Source organism: Cypionkella sp., from assembly GCF_030652235.1.
In the GTDB taxonomy this organism is placed as follows: domain Bacteria; phylum Pseudomonadota; class Alphaproteobacteria; order Rhodobacterales; family Rhodobacteraceae; genus Cypionkella.
Genome location: NZ_JAUSBA010000056.1, coordinates 1 through 18,164, shown reverse-complemented (window position 1 = coordinate 18,164; position 18,164 = coordinate 1). Strand labels below are relative to the sequence as shown.

Annotated in this window: 14 protein-coding genes; 13 read left to right on the top strand and 1 reads right to left on the bottom strand. The window is 58.8% G+C overall.

Annotated features, from left to right (window positions below):
- Positions 1-34 precede the first annotated feature (34 nt).
- From rpoB to Q7V03_RS19165, 4 genes are all read left to right on the top strand, one after another.
- Positions 35-4,168 carry a DNA-directed RNA polymerase subunit beta gene (rpoB, locus tag Q7V03_RS19180; protein ID WP_304927199.1) on the top strand — a complete coding sequence of 1,378 codons (4,134 nt, stop codon included), beginning with the start codon at positions 35-37 and terminating at the stop codon, positions 4,166-4,168.
- A 99-nt stretch (positions 4,169-4,267) separates the two neighbouring features.
- Positions 4,268-8,494, top strand: coding sequence for a DNA-directed RNA polymerase subunit beta' (gene rpoC, locus Q7V03_RS19175; RefSeq protein WP_304927198.1), 4,227 nt, complete (start codon positions 4,268-4,270; stop codon positions 8,492-8,494).
- 160 nt (positions 8,495-8,654) lie between these two features.
- A complete protein-coding gene (locus tag Q7V03_RS19170) occupies positions 8,655-9,026 on the top strand; it encodes a hypothetical protein (protein WP_304927197.1) in 372 nt (123 codons plus the stop codon).
- A 58-nt stretch (positions 9,027-9,084) separates the two neighbouring features.
- Positions 9,085-9,246 (top strand): hypothetical protein, encoded by a 162-nt coding sequence (locus Q7V03_RS19165; RefSeq protein ID WP_304927196.1) that lies wholly within the window; start codon positions 9,085-9,087, stop codon positions 9,244-9,246.
- A 438-nt stretch (positions 9,247-9,684) separates the two neighbouring features.
- Here Q7V03_RS19165 and Q7V03_RS19160 read toward each other — a convergent pair whose 3' ends face one another.
- Positions 9,685-9,930 (bottom strand): PepSY domain-containing protein, encoded by a 246-nt coding sequence (locus Q7V03_RS19160; protein ID WP_304927195.1) that lies wholly within the window; start codon positions 9,928-9,930, stop codon positions 9,685-9,687.
- A 531-nt stretch (positions 9,931-10,461) separates the two neighbouring features.
- Here Q7V03_RS19160 and Q7V03_RS19155 point away from each other — a divergent pair.
- From Q7V03_RS19155 to Q7V03_RS19115, 9 genes are all read left to right on the top strand, one after another.
- On the top strand, positions 10,462-11,349 hold the full coding sequence (locus Q7V03_RS19155; protein WP_304927194.1) for a DMT family transporter: 888 nt from the start codon (positions 10,462-10,464) through the stop codon (positions 11,347-11,349).
- A 70-nt stretch (positions 11,350-11,419) separates the two neighbouring features.
- A complete protein-coding gene (locus Q7V03_RS19150) occupies positions 11,420-12,160 on the top strand; it encodes a glycosyltransferase family 2 protein (RefSeq protein ID WP_304927193.1) in 741 nt (246 codons plus the stop codon).
- Positions 12,157-12,468, top strand: coding sequence for a lipid-A-disaccharide synthase N-terminal domain-containing protein (locus Q7V03_RS19145; RefSeq protein ID WP_304927192.1), 312 nt, complete (start codon positions 12,157-12,159; stop codon positions 12,466-12,468). Before Q7V03_RS19150 ends, Q7V03_RS19145 begins: the two co-directional genes overlap by 4 nt.
- Entirely contained in the window at positions 12,461-13,864 is a 1,404-nt protein-coding gene (locus Q7V03_RS19140; RefSeq protein WP_304927191.1) for a glycosyltransferase family 39 protein, read from the top strand. Before Q7V03_RS19145 ends, Q7V03_RS19140 begins: the two co-directional genes overlap by 8 nt.
- Positions 13,851-14,546 carry a phosphatase PAP2 family protein gene (locus Q7V03_RS19135; RefSeq protein ID WP_304927190.1) on the top strand — a complete coding sequence of 232 codons (696 nt, stop codon included), beginning with the start codon at positions 13,851-13,853 and terminating at the stop codon, positions 14,544-14,546. The genes Q7V03_RS19140 and Q7V03_RS19135 overlap by 14 nt, the downstream gene beginning before the upstream one ends.
- A gap of 269 nt (positions 14,547-14,815) precedes the next feature.
- On the top strand, positions 14,816-15,187 hold the full coding sequence (gene rpsL, locus Q7V03_RS19130; protein ID WP_054008058.1) for a 30S ribosomal protein S12: 372 nt from the start codon (positions 14,816-14,818) through the stop codon (positions 15,185-15,187).
- A gap of 11 nt (positions 15,188-15,198) precedes the next feature.
- Entirely contained in the window at positions 15,199-15,669 is a 471-nt protein-coding gene (gene rpsG, locus Q7V03_RS19125) for a 30S ribosomal protein S7 (protein WP_304927189.1), read from the top strand.
- Between the two features lie 9 nt (positions 15,670-15,678).
- On the top strand, positions 15,679-17,802 hold the full coding sequence (gene fusA / locus Q7V03_RS19120; protein ID WP_304927188.1) for an elongation factor G: 2,124 nt from the start codon (positions 15,679-15,681) through the stop codon (positions 17,800-17,802).
- An 83-nt stretch (positions 17,803-17,885) separates the two neighbouring features.
- Positions 17,886-18,164, top strand: a 279-nt coding sequence (locus tag Q7V03_RS19115; RefSeq protein WP_304925221.1) for a GTP-binding protein, incomplete at its 3' end; no start/stop codon positions are given.

The window sequence follows — 18,164 nt, the reverse complement described above, 5'->3', positions numbered from 1 at the left end:
AGCCTGCCGGCGAAATTGAAAGGTTACGACGCACATGGCGCAAGCTTACGTTGGCCAGAAACGAATCCGCCGTTATTTCGGCAAAATTCGTGAAGTTCTGGAAATGCCGAACCTGATTGAGGTTCAAAAATCTTCCTATGATCTGTTCCTGCGCTCTGGCGACAGTGACAAGCCGCTGGATGGCGAAGGCATTCAGGGCACGTTCCAGTCGGTGTTCCCGATCAAGGACTTCAATGAGACCGCCGTGCTTGAATTCGTCAAGTATGAACTGGAAAAGCCTAAGTATGACGTGGACGAGTGCCAGTCGCGCGACATGACCTATGCCGCGCCGCTGAAAGTTACCCTGCGTTTGATCGTGTTTGATGTTGATGAAACCACCGGGGCGCGGTCGGTCAAGGATATCAAAGAGCAAGACGTTTACATGGGCGACATGCCCCTGATGACCGGCAACGGCACCTTCGTGGTGAACGGCACCGAGCGCGTGATCGTGTCTCAGATGCACCGTTCGCCCGGCGTGTTCTTTGACCATGACAAGGGCAAGACGCACTCCAGCGGTAAGCTGCTGTTCGCCTGCCGGATCATTCCGTATCGCGGCTCGTGGCTGGACTTTGAGTTTGACGCCAAAGACATCGTGTTCGCGCGCATCGACCGTCGCCGCAAATTGCCGGTCACCACGCTGCTTTACGCGCTGGGGATGGACCAAGAAGGCATCATGGATGCCTATTACCAGACCGTCATGTTCAAGTTCCAAAAGAACAAAGGCTGGGTCACCAAGTTCTTCCCGGACCGTATCCGGGGCACCCGCCCGACCTATGATATCGTTGACGCCGATTCCGGCGAAGTGATCTGCAAGGCTGGCGAGAAAATGACGCCGCGGATGGCAAGCGATCTGGCAAAAACTGGCAAGATCACTGATCTGCTGGTGCCGTATGATCATATCGTCGGCCGCTATGTCAGCAAAGACATCATCAACGAAGAAACCGGCGAGATTTGGGTCGAAGCTGGTGATGAACTGACGATGGAATACGACCGCGACGGCGAGCCTAAGGGCGGGTCGTTGAAGCTGTTGCTCGATCAAGGCATCACCGAGATTCCGGTGCTGGACATCGACAACGTCAACGTCGGTCCCTACATGCGCAACACCATGGCCGCCGATAAGAACATGGGCCGTGATACCGCGCTGATGGATATCTACCGCGTGATGCGTCCGGGCGAGCCGCCGACTGTTGAAGCGGCAAGCCAGCTGTTCGACACGTTGTTTTTTGATAGCGAGCGTTATGATCTGTCGGCTGTTGGCCGGGTGAAAATGAACATGCGCCTGGATCTGGGCCGACCAGATACCCAGCGCACGCTTGACCGTGCCGATATTGTTGCTTGTATCAAAGCCTTGACCGAATTGCGTGATGGCAAGGGCGAGATCGACGACATCGACCACCTCGGCAACCGCCGGGTGCGTTCGGTTGGCGAATTGATGGAAAACCAGTACCGCGTTGGTCTCTTGCGTATGGAACGCGCGATCAAAGAGCGGATGTCTTCCGTCGAGATCGACACGATCATGCCACAAGACCTGATCAACGCCAAACCGGCTGCTGCTGCGGTGCGCGAATTCTTCGGCTCTAGCCAGCTGTCGCAGTTCATGGACCAAACCAACCCACTGTCGGAAGTCACCCACAAGCGCCGTCTTTCGGCTTTGGGGCCAGGCGGTTTGACCCGCGAACGTGCGGGCTTTGAAGTGCGCGACGTTCACCCGACCCACTACGGTCGGATGTGCCCGATCGAGACGCCAGAAGGTCAGAACATTGGTCTGATCAACTCGCTGGCCACTTTCGCCCGCGTGAACAAATACGGCTTCATCGAGACGCCATACCGCAAAGTGATCGACAACAAGGTGACAGACGAAGTCGTCTACATGTCGGCGACTGAAGAAATGCGTCATACCGTGGCGCAGGCCAACGCGGCACAGGATGCGGAAGGCCGCTTCACCGACGATCTGATTTCGTCGCGTAAAGCTGGCGATTTCATGCTGAACCCGCCGGAAGCCATCGACTTGATCGACGTGTCGCCGAAACAGTTGGTGTCTGTTGCGGCATCGCTGATCCCGTTCCTTGAAAACGACGACGCTAACCGCGCCTTGATGGGCTCGAACATGCAACGTCAGGCGGTTCCCTTGCTGCAAGCCGATGCGCCGTTCGTGGGCACCGGGATTGAAGCCGTGGTTGCGCGCGACAGTGGTGCGGCCATCATGGCCCGCCGCTCGGGCGTGATCGACCAGGTTGACGCGACGCGTATCGTTGTACGCGCGACTGAGATGCTGGAACCGGGTGAGCCGGGCGTCGACATCTACCGTCTGCGCAAGTTCAAACGTTCGAACCAATCGTCCTGCATCAACCAGCGCCCGCTGGTGAAGGTGGGCGACACGGTTCTGCGCTCGGAAGTCATCGCGGACGGCCCCTGCACCGACTTGGGCGAACTCGCCCTTGGCCGGAACGTCATCGTGGCCTTCATGCCGTGGAATGGCTACAACTATGAAGACAGTATCCTGATTTCGGAGCGTATTCTGAAAGACGACGTGTTCACTTCGATCCACATCGAAGAATACGAAGTCGCAGCCCGCGATACGAAGCTGGGGCCAGAGGAAATCACCCGCGATATCCCCAACGTCGGCGAGGAAGCCCTGCGCAACCTTGACGAAGCGGGCATCGTTTATATCGGCGCTGACGTGCTGCCGGGCGATATTCTGGTCGGCAAAATCACCCCCAAAGGTGAATCGCCGATGACGCCAGAAGAAAAACTGCTGCGGGCGATCTTTGGTGAAAAAGCCTCGGACGTGCGCGACACGTCGCTGAAGCTGCCGCCTGGTGCGTTTGGTACAATCGTCGAAGTGCGGGTGTTCAACCGTCACGGCGTCGATAAAGACGAGCGCGCTTTGCAGATCGAGCGTGAAGAAGTCGAACGTCTGGCGCGCGACCGCGACGATGAGTTGGCGATCCTTGAGCGCAACATCTACTCGCGCCTGAAAACCCTGATCACCGGCAAAGTTGCCGTGAAAGGGCCGAAAGGCATCAAAGCGGGTGCGGTGATCGACGCAGACTTGCTCGGCACGTTGTCGCGCGGTCAGTGGTGGCAGTTGGCGCTGGAAGGCGAGGCTGACGCGAAAGACGTTGAAGCCCTGCACGACCAGTTTGAAGTGCAAAAGCGCGCTTTGGACAACCGTTTCGATGACAAGGTTGAAAAGGTCCGTCGCGGCGACGATCTGCCTCCGGGCGTGATGAAGATGGTCAAAGTCTTCGTCGCGGTGAAGCGCAAGCTGCAACCGGGCGATAAAATGGCTGGTCGCCATGGCAACAAAGGCGTGGTTTCCAAGGTTGTTCCTGTGGAAGACATGCCGTTCTTGGCGGATGGCACCGCGGTTGACATCGTGCTGAACCCGCTTGGGGTTCCGTCGCGGATGAACGTCGGTCAGATCCTTGAGACGCATATGGGCTGGGCCGCGCGTGGCCTTGGCATCCGCATCGACGATGCTTTGAAAGAGTATCGCCGTTCGGGTGACATGACCCCGGTGCGCGACGCTGTGCGTTATGCTTATGGCGATGAGGCTTACGAGGAATCCTTCGCGGATCGCTCTGAAGCTGACTTCCTAGAGCTGGCTGGCAACGTGACCAAAGGTGTTCCGATTGCATCGCCGGTGTTCGACGGTGCGAAAGAAGCCGACGTGAACGACGCGCTGACCCGCGCTGGGTTCGATACGTCGGGTCAATCGGTGGTGTTCGATGGCCGCTCGGGTGAACAATTCGCCCGCAAGGTCACCGTCGGCGTCAAGTACATGCTGAAACTTCACCACTTGGTGGATGACAAGCTGCACGCACGCTCAACGGGCCCTTACTCGCTTGTGACGCAGCAGCCGTTGGGTGGTAAAGCCCAGTTCGGTGGCCAGCGTCTGGGCGAGATGGAGGTCTGGGCACTGGAGGCTTACGGCGCCGCTTACACCTTGCAGGAAATGCTGACGGTGAAATCGGATGACGTTGCGGGCCGCACCAAGGTCTACGAGTCGATCGTCAAGGGCGAAGACAACTTCGAGGCTGGCGTGCCAGAATCGTTCAACGTTCTCGTCAAAGAGGTCCGCGGTTTGGGCCTCAACATGGAACTCCTGGATGCGGAGGAAGAGTGACGCGAAAGGTGGGGTAGAACCCCACCCTACGCCGACCTGTAGGGTGGGTTTTTAACCCACCTTACCCTTTCCCCGCCGCCCCCATTCTTAGGAATTGAAATGAACCAGGAACTCTCGACCAACCCGTTCAACCCGGTTGCGCCCGTCAAGACGTTTGACGAGATCAAGATCAGCTTGGCCTCGCCGGAACGCATTTTGTCGTGGTCTTTCGGTGAGATCAAAAAGCCGGAAACCATCAACTACCGCACGTTCAAACCCGAGCGTGACGGTCTGTTCTGCGCGCGGATCTTTGGCCCGATCAAGGATTACGAATGCCTCTGCGGCAAATACAAGCGCATGAAATATCGCGGCGTTGTCTGCGAAAAATGCGGCGTTGAAGTCACGCTGCAAAAGGTCCGCCGCGAGCGTATGGGCCATATCGAACTGGCCTCGCCAGTAGCCCACATTTGGTTCCTGAAATCGCTGCCAAGCCGCATCGGCTTGATGCTGGACATGACGCTGCGGGATCTGGAGCGCGTTCTCTATTTCGAAAACTACGTTGTGATCGAGCCGGGTCTGACCGACCTGACCTACCAGCAGCAACTGACCGAAGAAGAGTTCCTTGACGCGCAAGACCAGTACGGCGCTGACGCGTTCACCGCCAACATCGGCGCTGAAGCGATCCGCGAAATGCTGGCCGCGATTGATCTGGAAACCACGGCTGAACAGCTGCGGGCTGACCTGAAAGAGGCCACCGGCGAGTTGAAGCCGAAAAAGATCATCAAGCGCCTGAAGATCGTGGAAAGCTTCCTAGAATCCGGCAACCGCCCGGAATGGATGGTCTTGACCGTGCTTCCGGTCATTCCACCAGAACTGCGTCCGCTGGTTCCGTTGGATGGTGGTCGTTTCGCGACCTCTGACTTGAACGACCTTTACCGCCGCGTCATCAACCGCAACAACCGTTTGAAGCGTCTGATTGAACTGCGTGCGCCCGATATCATCGTGCGCAACGAAAAGCGCATGTTGCAAGAAGCTGTGGACGCGCTGTTTGACAACGGCCGTCGTGGCCGTGTCATCACCGGCACAAACAAGCGTCCGCTGAAGTCGCTGTCCGACATGCTGAAAGGCAAACAGGGCCGCTTCCGTCAGAACCTTTTGGGCAAGCGCGTCGACTTCTCGGGTCGTTCAGTGATCGTCACCGGCCCGGAGCTGAAGCTCCACCAGTGCGGCTTGCCGAAGAAGATGGCGCTCGAATTGTTCAAGCCGTTCATCTACTCGCGTCTGGAGGCCAAAGGGCTTTCCAGCACCGTGAAGCAGGCGAAAAAGCTGGTGGAAAAAGAGCGTCCCGAAGTTTGGGATATCTTGGATGAAGTGATCCGCGAACACCCGGTTCTGCTGAACCGCGCGCCGACCTTGCACCGTTTGGGCATCCAGGCGTTTGAACCGATTTTGATCGAAGGTAAGGCTATCCAGCTGCACCCGCTGGTCTGTTCGGCGTTTAACGCTGACTTTGACGGCGACCAAATGGCTGTGCACGTGCCGCTTTCGCTGGAAGCCCAGTTGGAAGCCCGCGTGTTGATGATGTCGACCAACAACGTGCTTTCCCCTGCAAACGGTGCGCCAATCATCGTTCCGTCGCAGGATATGGTGCTTGGCCTTTATTACACCACCATGCAGCGTAAAGGCATGATCGGCGAAGGCATGATCTTCACCGACATCGACGAAGTCGAACACGCTTTGGCCGCTGGTTCGGTGCATCTGCACGCCAAGATCCAGGGTCGTCTGCGTCAGGTCGATGAGCATGGCAATATCGTCTGGAAGCGGTTTGAAACCACCCCGGGCCGTCTGCGTCTGGGCAACCTGCTGCCGCTGAACGCCAAAGCGCCGTTTGACCTCGTCAACCGTTTGCTGCGGAAAAAAGAAGTGCAGGCCGTCATCGACACCGTCTACCGCTACTGCGGCCAGAAGGAATCGGTGATTTTCTGCGACCAAATCATGGGCCTCGGCTTCCGTGAGGCGTTCAAGGCTGGCATCTCGTTTGGTAAAGACGACATGCTGATCCCGGACACCAAATGGCCGATCGTCAATGAAGTCCGCGATCAGGTCAAAGAGTTCGAACAGCAGTATATGGACGGCCTGATCACGCAGGGCGAGAAATATAACAAAGTTGTCGATGCTTGGTCGAAATGTTCCGACAAAGTGGCTGCCGACATGATGGCCTCGATTTCCGCCGTGCATTACGATGATGCGGGCGCCGAGAAAGAGCCGAACTCGGTCTATATGATGTCGCACTCGGGGGCACGGGGTTCGCCCGCACAGATGAAACAGCTGGGCGGTATGCGTGGTCTGATGGCCAAGCCGAACGGCGAGATCATTGAAACGCCGATCATCTCGAACTTTAAAGAGGGTCTGACGGTTCTGGAATACTTCAACTCGACCCACGGCGCTCGTAAGGGCCTCGCGGATACCGCGTTGAAGACCGCGAACTCGGGCTATCTGACCCGTCGTCTGGTGGACGTGGCGCAGGACTGCATCGTGCGTTCGCATGATTGCGGCACTGATCGTGGCATCACCGCAGACGTGGCTGTGAACGATGGTGAAGTCGTGCAATCTTTGGCCGAGCGCGTGCTGGGCCGGGTGGCTGCCGATGACATCACCGTGCCGTTGACGGGTGAAGTGTTGGTGGCGCGCGGCGAGTTGATCGACGAGCGTCGTGCCGATGCGATCCACAATGCGGGCGTGGCTTCGGCCCGTATCCGCAGCCCGCTGACTTGCGATGCGGAAGAAGGCGTCTGCGCAATGTGCTACGGTCGTGACCTTGCCCGCGGCACTTTGGTGAACCTTGGTGAAGCCGTCGGCATCATCGCGGCGCAGTCGATTGGCGAGCCGGGCACCCAGCTGACGATGCGGACGTTCCACATCGGCGGTATCGCTCAGGGTGGCCAACAATCGTTCCTGGAAGCCAGCCAAGAGGGCAAGATCGAGTTCCGCAACGCCAACCTGCTGACCAATGTGAACGGTGAGCAGATCGTTATCGGCCGGAACATGTCGATCGCCATCGTGGACGAAGCGGGCCAAGACCGCGCCGTGCACAAGCTGACCTATGGCGCGAAACTGCATGCCAAAGACGGTATCGCGGTGAAGCGTGGCACCAAACTGTTCGAATGGGACCCCTATACCTTGCCGATCATCGCCGAAAAGGCGGGGGTTGCCCGGTTCAAGGATCTGATCGCGGGCATCTCGGTGCGCGAAGATACCGATGATGCGACAGGCATGACACAGAAGATCGTGTCTGACTGGCGCTCGGCCCCGAAAGGGGGCGATCTGAAGCCCGAAGTGATCGTGATGGACCCGGCAACGGGCGAACCCGTGCGCAATGACGGCGGGCATCCGATCAGCTATCCGATGTCGGTCGATGCGGTTCTGTCGGTCGAAGACGGCCAGGAACTGGTGCCGGGTGACGTTGTGGCGCGTATTCCGCGCGAAGGTGCCAAGACCAAGGACATCACCGGGGGTCTTCCCCGCGTGGCAGAATTGTTTGAGGCCCGTCGCCCGAAAGACCACGCCATCATCGCGGAAGCCGATGGTTATGTGCGCTTTGGCAAAGACTACAAGAACAAGCGCCGCATCACGGTCGAGCCTGTAGATGAGACGCTGCAAGCGCAGGAATATATGATCCCGAAGGGCAAGCATATTCCGGTGCAAGAAGGCGATTTCGTCCAGAAGGGCGATTACATCATGGACGGCAACCCCGCGCCACATGACATCCTGCGTATTCTGGGTGTCGAAGCGCTGGCGAACTACATGATCGACGAAGTGCAGGACGTGTATCGTTTGCAGGGTGTGAAGATCAACGACAAGCACATCGAGGTGATCGTTCGCCAGATGCTGCAAAAGTTTGAGATCCTCGACTCGGGCGAGACCACGCTGCTCAAAGGCGAAAACGTCGACAAGCACGAGCTTGACGAGGCCAACGACAAAGCCGCGTCGCATGGTATGCGACTGGCTACCGCTGAACCGATCCTTCTGGGGATCACCAAGGCGTCGCTGCAAACCCGCAGCTTCATCTCGGCGGCGTCGTTCCAGGAAACCACGCGGGTTCTCACCGAGGCTTCGGTGCAGGGCAAGCGCGACAAACTGGTCGGCCTGAAAGAGAACGTCATCGTCGGCCGTCTGATCCCGGCAGGCACTGGCGGGGCAACCCGTGTGGTGAAAGCCGTGGCAGCCGACCGCGATATCGTGGTGATCGACGCGCGCCGCTCTGAGGCCGAAATCGCTGCAGCCTTGGCCGCACCGATTGCGGTGGCAGCGCCCTCGGTTTTCGCGGCGGACAGCCGCGACGAGTGATCGTCTGAGATGAAACGCAAAGGCCCCTTGGGAAACCAAGGGGCCTTTTGCATATTTGCCCCGCAAATCTTCTGGCGACCGGCCGCCACTGCAAGGTTTGCCACCTAGACCCTTCGGCGCAAACCTGAGACACTGGGTAAACCCAATCACTCCGAGGCCGATGCAAACTCAAGCGCGCCAGTTCCTGACCCTGCTCAATCGGCTCGGCCTCTGGATCGCCTTGCCGCTGCTGCTGGTAATGCTGCCCTATCAACAGGCCAGCTTGCAGCCCTCGGGCCAAGCCGCCGTCAGCGTGAAGACCCCGCTGGCGCTGGCTGCCCCGCTGAAACCCAGCTTGGTCAAGCCCTCTCTGCCCGAAACACGCGCACGCAGCATCGCCGTGCTAGACAGCACCACCCCGCCGCTGCCACCGCATCGCTCCGGCTTTCGTCTGCTGGCGGTGCCACAGCCCACACTCCCAACCGTTACTCAGGTCAAACTGGGCTGGCAGGCCCGCGCGCCGCCCCTGCCGCCACGCCCAGCCCTAATCTGACCCGCCGTAAGCTGGCCCTGCCTGCCTGCGGCTGACGCATGTAACGCAAGGAAAGCCAATGACTGCGCAAGCCAAATCCAACGCCACCAACCCACCCGAAGCAAATCCGCCTGATGCACCGGTTGAAAGTGGCAAGCAAATCCTGATCAACTGGATCATCGTCGCCCTCGGTCTTGGCGGTATCGCCGCCGCCGCGGCCCTGCTCCCCGAAGTTTTGTGAGGTCCAAATGAAAAGCAACACCCTGAAACTCACCATCGCAGCCCTGATCGCGCTTGCCATCCTTGGCGGCGATTTCATCTCGTCGCTGACGCTGTAAACGGGCAGGGGCGCGGGGCCCTAAACCCCGCGCCCCTGCCGCTAACCCCGCTTAACCCATTCACTTTGGCCCAAATACGCCCTGCGGAGCGTTCAACATCTCCGACAAAGCTGCCGCCACAGAACAGCCGCAGGGTGGCCCCCAACATCTGGGCTACGGCAAATGCCCTGCCCGCAGGCATCGGCGCGGGCGCGCAAACCCCGCCAAATGGGGCTATGCGGAGGAATGCAGACGCGGGCGCTGGCGCCTGTGGTGGGCCTTGCCCAGCCTTCTAACACCCGCCACGATCCGCAGCCCTTTCAGATTCCGTCAGCCGAATTCACTGCCTGCATCAGAAGTCGTCAATCGTCGCGCTGCTCGCGGACTGTGGCGCCTGTCAGCGGATCAACGTCTATTTCGACTTGTTGACCGGCGGGATCAATCGCAGTGATCTCGACTCTGCTGCGCTTCACATCAAGTTCCAGAACTTGGTAGCCGCGGGATTCGAAATCCAGAAGAATGGTCGAAAGCGCCTGCGGCGCTGCGGTTTGAGCCGCAGCTGGAAGTGCTATGACAATGGCAATCGCGGCGAGTGGTAAACGAAGCATCTTGATATCCTGTAGGGGGCCGTCAGGCCATTCGACTGTTTGTTCGAAGCCAACTCTGCGCCGGACGCTCTTGGAACAATGTTTGCCTTATTTACATGTGGTCTGGCATGTCTCTGTTCAAGGCTTTGGACTCTGGCGGCTGGCCCAAAGGGGCTATGAGAGTTATATTATCTTCGGTCTCGCGGTTTGCCATGCGGTTTTGGGATTGGTTTGGTTTTGGTCTCACCGCCATGCGCGGCGATAAGCGGGCGATAGCCGCGCTGCGCTAACGCTGTGATGACTGCCGTGCTTTGCCGAGTCACGGCACTGTCGACGCCGAGAAAGCGCAAGAAGTGGGCTTGACGGCAAGGTTGGCCGAAAATCCCGCCTCTGCTTGAAAACCTTAACAAATCCTTAAATCCACATACCCATCCTATTGAATCAAAACACATAAAAAAGGTCCCGCGTTGGGACCGCCCCAAATCCCCCCCGCCCAAACCCTCCCCCTTTCCCCCGCCACCCCCACCTGATACCGCTGTCACGGGGGAACATATGGCCATTTCAGACAACCTGCGCGGCGCGCTTTACATGAACCTGTCGATGTTCGCCTTCACGGTGAACGACGCGATCATGAAATCCCTGACCCACGACCTCCCACTCTACCAAACCATCGCCCTGCGCGGCACGGTCGCTGTGCTGGGACTGTTGATCCTTGCCCGCGCCAGTGGTGGCTTGCGGCTGCCCGCAGCGCCGCATGACCGCACCCTGATCGCCCTGCGTTCGCTCGCCGACGTCGCCGCCACCATCCTGTTTTTGACCGCGCTGAAACACATGCCCCTCGCCACGCTTTCCGCGGTCATGCAAGTCACTCCCCTCGCCGTCACCCTTGCCGCCGCGCTTTATTACAAAGACCAGATCGGCTGGCGTCGGATGCTGGCGATCTTCGTAGGCTTTCTGGGCGTGATGCTGATTATCAGGCCGGGGATGGAAGGCTTCACGATCTGGTCGGTGCTGGGCCTCGGATCGGTCGCCACCGTTGTCTTCCGTGATCTAAGCGTGCGCCGCCTTAGCGGATCGGTGCCCTCGCTGGTGGTCGCCCTTGGCGCAGGCTTTGCCGTGATGGTGATGGGCTTCATCGGCTCCGCCCTTGAAGGCTGGCAGGCCATCACCCCGTTGCAAGCGCTGCAACTGCTGGGCGCGGGCAGCATGGTGATCGTCGGCTATATCTGCTCGGTCAGCGCGATGCGGGTCGGCGACATCGGCTTTGTCGCGCCTTTTCGCTACATGTCGCTCTTGTGGGCGATCATCCTTGGCTGGGTGTTTTTTGCCACCTTCCCGGACGGCTACGCCCTGATCGGCGCGGCGATTGTGGTCGCGACCGGCATCTACACCCTGCTGCGCGAGCGAAAACTGCGCCAACTTGCCCGTGCCGCCGCGTGACAGTTTGCAAGGCCGCAGCGGCTGGCCTATAGACTCGGCCAAAGCGCAGGCCTTAAAGGTCAGGAACCCAATGACCCGTCTCTCCGTAGTGATCCCCGCCAAGAACGAGGCCGAGAATATCGTCGCTCTTGTTGAAGGCATCGACCGCGCTCTGTCAGGCCATGAACCGTTTGAGATCATCGTGGTCGATGATTGCTCGACCGACAATTCGGTGGCCGTGTTGCAAGCTCGCGCCGCCACGATGCCGCATCTGCGGATTGTCCGGCATGACCGCTCGGGTGGCCAAAGTGCCGCCGTGCATTCGGGCGTCAAAGCCGCGACGGCCCTGGTGATCTGCACCTTGGACGGCGACGGCCAGAACCCGCCCGAGGAGCTGCCGAAACTGGTCGCCCCGATCCTGAACGACACCACGGGCCGGATTGGTCTGGTGGCGGGGCAAAGGGTGGGGCGGCAGGATACGTGGTCGAAGAAATGGGCCTCTAAATTCGCCAACGGCCTGCGCGGATGGATTTTGCAGGATGGCACGCGGGATACTGGCTGCGGGCTGAAGGCGTTTCAGCGCCAAGCCTTCCTCGATCTGCCGTATTTCGATCACATGCACCGTTATCTGCCCGCGTTGTTTAACCGCGATGGCTGGCAGGTCGCCCATGTCGATGTCAGCCATCGCCCACGCGGGGCAGGGCGGTCGAATTACTCCAACATCCAGCGGGCTTTGGTCGGTGTGGTTGATCTGTTTGGTGTGGCGTGGCTGCTGCGCCGCCGCAAGAAGGCGCGGATTGTGCCTGATATTGCTTCGCGTGACGCCAAATGATGCACGACCTGCTGACCAAGCTGGGCGCAAGCTCGGCCACCGATATCATCTGGCTGACCGTTGGGTTGCTGGGGCAACTCATGTTCACCGGGCGCTTTATCGTGCAGTGGATCGCGTCCGAGCGCGCGGGCAAATCGGTGATGCCGGTGGCGTTCTGGTATTTCTCGATCATTGGCGGGCTGATCGTGCTGGCGTATGGCCTTCACAAGCTGGATCTGGTGATCATTCTGGGCCAGTTGCCAGGCGTGGTGGTCTATAGCCGCAATCTTTGGCTGATCCATAGGGGCAAAGATGGTCAGCTTGAGTAAAGTCGGATGGTTCCGCCCGGCGGCTCTGATCGTCACAGCGATCACGCTGCTGCGCTGGGTCTTGCTGGCGTTTGATCATACCGATCTTTACGTCGATGAGTCGCAATATTGGCTTTGGGGGCAGGAATTCGCCTTCGGCTACTACTCCAAACCGCCACTGATCGGTTGGTTGATCGGAGCCGTGACGACCCTTGCAGGCAGCGACAGCACGTTCTGGGTGCGGATGCCGGGGGCTTTTCTGCATGGGGCGACCGCGCTGATCCTCGCCGCTTGGGCCGCGCGGCTATACGGGGCGCGCGCCGCAATCTTGACGGCCGCTGCCTATGCGACGGTGCCGTTTGCAGCACTTGGTTCTCTGCTGATCTCGACCGATACGGTGATGGCGCCATTCTTTGCTGCTGCCCTCTATGCCCATCATCGCCTGTTGCAGACCCGCGCGCCGAAGTTCGCGCTTTGGGCCGGCGTGGCGATTGGCGTGGCCTTCATGGCAAAATATGCTGCGATTTACTTCCTCATCGGCGTGGCCCTTGCCGCGATAAGACCCGAGGGCCGGATCGGTTGGCGCAATGCCGCGTTGATGCTGTTGGCGTTTGCCTTGGTGATTTCGGGCAACCTGATCTGGAACATCTCACATCAGTTCACTACGATCTTTCACACCGTCGATAACGTCGGTTGGGTCCGTCAAGACAACCCGCTGGCCGCGCTGAATTTTGCCAGTGCGGCAGAGTTTATCCTTAGCCAGTTTGCCGTCGCAGGCCCGGTGATCTTTGCCGCCCTGCTGATCACGATCCGCAAACTGCCGATCCAAGCGGCTTTCGTGCTGCCGCCTTTGCTGGTGGTGACGGTGCAGGCATTGCTGGGCACTGCACAAGCCAACTGGGCCGTCGCCGCCTATTTCGCTGGGATCCCGCTCGCCATCGGCCTGCTGCAAAACCGTTCGCGCTGGCTGGCGGCCTCTTTCGCCATCAACGCGGTGTTCTGCATCACCCTGCCGCTGCTGACCATCTTCACGGGCATCCAGTGGCAAGGCGCACCACTGATTGAACGGCAGTTGGGCCGCGCCGCGATGAGCCGTCAGATCATCGCCATCGCCCACGCGCAGGGCAATCCGCCGATCCTTGCCGACAACCGTTCGGTTCTGGCCGATTTGTTCTACACCGGGCAATCCGAGGGCCTGACCTATTACGCCCCCCGTCCGAAAGGCCGCGCGCAGAACCACTATGAACAGCGCTATCCTTTGCCCACGGGTCTGACCGGCTCGCTGCTGTGGATCACCAATTCCGCGCCCAGCTGCGCCACCGCAACCTATCCGTTGGATGCCACGGGCAGCGCCTATCGCAAATCTGGGCTTGCCGCCTATCTTGTGCCAGCAAAGTGCGCCAATGCCCAACAATAGCACCATTGCCGCCCTCGTTGGTCTGATCGGTTTCACCTTGCTGATCTTCGGCATTTGGCCGGGGATCGACCTTGCGGTTTCGGGCTATTTCCATGGCGCCAGTTTGCCGGGGGCGAGCGGCTTTGCGATCAGGCAGAACGCTTGGGTCGAAGGTCTGCGCAATGGGCTTTGGGATGGCACTTTGCTGATGCCACTGCTGGCTTTGATCCTGCTGGTTTTGGCGCTGTGGCGCAAAACCTCGGGCTGGTTATGGGGCTATATTCTGGCGCTGTTCCTGATCGGGCCGGGTCTAATCGTAAACGCCGGGTTCAAGGCCTATTGGGGCCGCGCCCGTCCCTCCAATGTCATCGACTTCGGCGGCACTGCCCATTTCAGCCCCGCGTGGCAGATCAGCGATCAATGCGCGAAGAACTGTTCCTTCGTCTCGGGGGAGGGGGCAGGTGCCACTGCCTTTACCATCGCGGTCTTGCTGATTCTGCTGCGCTATCGCCACCGCCTCAGCCACCCGCTTTACCGCCTGGGCCAAAGCCTTGCCGTGCTAAGCCTCGGCTTCGTTGCATGGCAACGCGTGGCGTCCGGTGGCCATTTCCTGTCGGATGTGCTGCTTTCCATCCTGCTGATCAGCCTGATCGCCGCCGTGCTCGCCCGCCTGATGCTGAACCAAGCCACATCCAGCCGCTGACCCCTGCGGCTGTTGACATCCCGACCGACTCTGTCTATCAGCCGCGCTATCTAAGGCCCTCTCTCTTTTGGGCCGAGGATTCTACGCTTGATGTGGTCATGATCCGGGTTCAAACCCCGATCCTCTGGAATTCCACCGCAACGCCCCCTCGGGGTGTCGTCTGCGGTTTTATCTTTTTGTGGTTCGCACACAAAGACGTCGAGAAGCAGTGCCCCGAAGCTCGGGGCGAGTATTGACAGTCCCTTAACGGGGCAACACGAGGTAGCTGAATGCCGACTATTCAACAGCTTATCCGCAAACCGCGGGAGCCTAACGTCCGCAAGTCCAAGTCGCAGCACTTGGAATCTTGCCCGCAGAAACGTGGCGTTTGTACGCGCGTTTACACCACCACTCCGAAAAAGCCGAACTCGGCTATGCGGAAAGTCGCCAAAGTGCGTCTGACCAACTCGTTCGAAGTGATCTGCTATATTCCCGGTGAAAAGCACAACCTTCAGGAACACTCTGTGGTTCTGATCCGCGGCGGTCGTATCAAGGATTTGCCGGGTGTGCGTTACCACATCCTTCGCGGCGTTTTGGATACCCAAGGCGTCAAAGAGCGTCGTCAGCGGCGTTCGAAATACGGCGCTAAGCGTCCGAAGTGAGGAAATAGAACATGTCACGTCGTCACGCCGCTGAAAAACGCGATATTCTTCCTGATGCCAAGTATGGTGATCGGGTTCTGACCAAGTTCATGAACAACCTGATGCTCGACGGCAAAAAGTCGGTCGCAGAAGGCATCGTTTATGGCGCTCTTGAGCGGGTTCAAACCCGTCTGAAGCGCGAACCGATTTCCGCTTTCCACGAAGCGCTGGAAAACGTCAAACCCTCCGTCGAAGTGCGTTCGCGCCGCGTCGGTGGTGCAACTTACCAAGTGCCTGTTGAAGTGCGCATCGAACGCCGCGAAGCTTTGGCGATTCGTTGGCTGATCATTGCGGCCCGCAAGCGCAACGAAAACACCATGGAAGAGCGTTTGGCCGCAGAATTGTCGGATGCCTGCAACAACCGTGGTACGGCTGTTAAGAAACGCGAAGATACCCACAAGATGGCGGATGCGAACAAAGCATTCAGCCATTACCGTTGGTAAGGGGTCATCATGGCACGCGAATATCCGCTGGATCGCTATCGCAATTTCGGCATCATCGCTCACATCGACGCGGGTAAAACCACGACGACCGAGCGTATTCTATACTACACAGGCAAGTCGCACAAAATCGGTGAAGTCCATGATGGCGCAGCCACCATGGACTGGATGGAGCAAGAGCAAGAGCGTGGCATCACGATCACTTCTGCTGCCACCACCACCTTTTGGGAACGCACCATTGATCCGGGCCTAGAGCACGCACGTGCTGACAAGTTCCGTTTCAACATCATCGACACCCCCGGCCACGTGGACTTCACTATTGAAGTTGAACGTTCGCTGGCCGTGCTTGATGGCGCTGTTGTCCTTTTGGACGGCAACGCTGGTGTTGAGCCGCAGACTGAAACCGTTTGGCGTCAAGCCGACCGGTATAAGGTTCCGCGGATTGTCTTCGTCAACAAGATGGACAAAACCGGCGCTGACTTCTTCAACTGTGTGAAGATGATCAAAGACCGTACCGGCGCGAATGCGTTGCCGATCGTTCTGCCGATTGGTGCCGAAGACAAGCTGGAAGGCATCATCGACCTCGTGACCATGGAAGAATGGGTCTATGAGGGCGAAGATCTTGGCGCATCCTGGGTGCGTCAGCCGATCCGTGCGTCTTTGAAAGCTGAAGCCGACGAATGGCGTCTGAACCTGCTGGAAAACGCAGTCGGTCAAGACGACACCGCGATGGAAGCCTATCTTGAAGGCAATGAGCCTGATGTGGACACTTTGCGCGCGCTGATCCGTAAAGGTACGCTCGCCATCGAGTTCGTTCCGGTTATGGCTGGTTCTGCGTTCAAAAACAAAGGCGTGCAGCCTTTGCTGAACGCCGTGATCGACTATCTGCCGACGCCTTTGGATGTGCCGCCCTATATGGGCTTCAAACCCGGTGATGAGACGGAAACCCGTAACATCGCGCGTTCGGCATCTGACGAGCAGCCGTTCTCGGCTTTGGCGTTCAAGATCATGAACGACCCCTTCGTGGGCTCGCTCACCTTCACGCGCATCTATTCGGGCACGCTGTCTAAAGGCGATCCGATGCTGAACGCGACCAAAGAGCGTAAAGAGCGCGTTGGCCGTATGATGATGATGCACGCGATTGATCGTGAAGAAATCGCTGAAGCTTTTGCGGGCGACATCATCGCTTTGGGCGGCTTGAAAGAGACCACCACTGGCGACACGCTTTGCGATCCGGCACACCCCGTTGTTCTTGAAACCATGACCTTCCCGGTCCCGGTGATCGAGATCGCGGTCGAGCCGAAAACCAAAGCCGACCAAGAAAAGATGGGCATCGCTTTGGCCCGTCTGGCTGCCGAGGACCCGTCCTTCCGCGTTGAAACCGATATTGAATCGGGTCAGACGATCATGAAGGGCATGGGCGAACTTCACCTCGACATCCTCGTTGACCGTATGCGTCGTGAATTCAAGGTTGAAGCCAACATCGGCGCGCCACAGGTGGCGTATCGTGAAACCATCTCGCGCGAGCATGAGATCGACTACACGCACAAGAAACAGACCGGTGGTACTGGCCAGTTCGCGCGCGTCAAGTTGATCATCTCGCCGACGGCGCCGGGCGAAGGCTATTCGTTCGAGGCCAAAGTGGTTGGTGGTTCGGTGCCGAAGGAATATATCCCCGGCGTTGAAAAAGGCATCAAGTCGGTGATGGATTCTGGTCCGCTCGCTGGCTTCCCGGTGATCGACTTCAAAGTGTCGTTGATCGACGGGGCTTACCATGACGTCGACAGTAGCGTTCTTGCGTTCGAAATCGCGGCACGCGCAGCGATGCGCGAAGGTCTGAAAAAAGCCGGCGCTAAGCTGCTGGAACCGATCATGAAAGTCGAAGTTGTAACGCCAGAAGAATACACTGGCGGCGTCATCGGCGACTTGACCTCGCGTCGGGGCATGATCAACGGCCAAGACAGCCGCGGCAACGCGAACGTCATCGCCGCTATGGTGCCGCTTGCGAATATGTTCGGCTACATCAACACGCTGCGTTCGATGACCTCTGGTCGGGCAACCTTCGCGATGTCCTTCGACCATTACGATGCCGTTCCGCAGAACATCTCGGACGAGATCCAGAAGAAATACGCATAACCGGTGTGGCGGGCTCGCGCCCGCCCTACCACTCGTAGGGTGGGGGTTAACCCCACCACACCCGATCTAATCAGGAGGCCATCATGGCAAAGGCAAAGTTTGAACGGAACAAACCGCACGTCAACATCGGCACGATTGGCCACGTTGACCACGGCAAGACCACTTTGACGGCAGCGATCACCAAATATTTTGGTGAATTCCGCGCCTACGACCAAATCGACGGTGCGCCGGAAGAGCGCGCGCGTGGCATCACGATTTCGACCGCTCACGTTGAGTACGAAACCGAAGCCCGCCACTACGCTCACGTCGACTGCCCCGGCCACGCGGATTATGTGAAAAACATGATCACCGGGGCTGCGCAG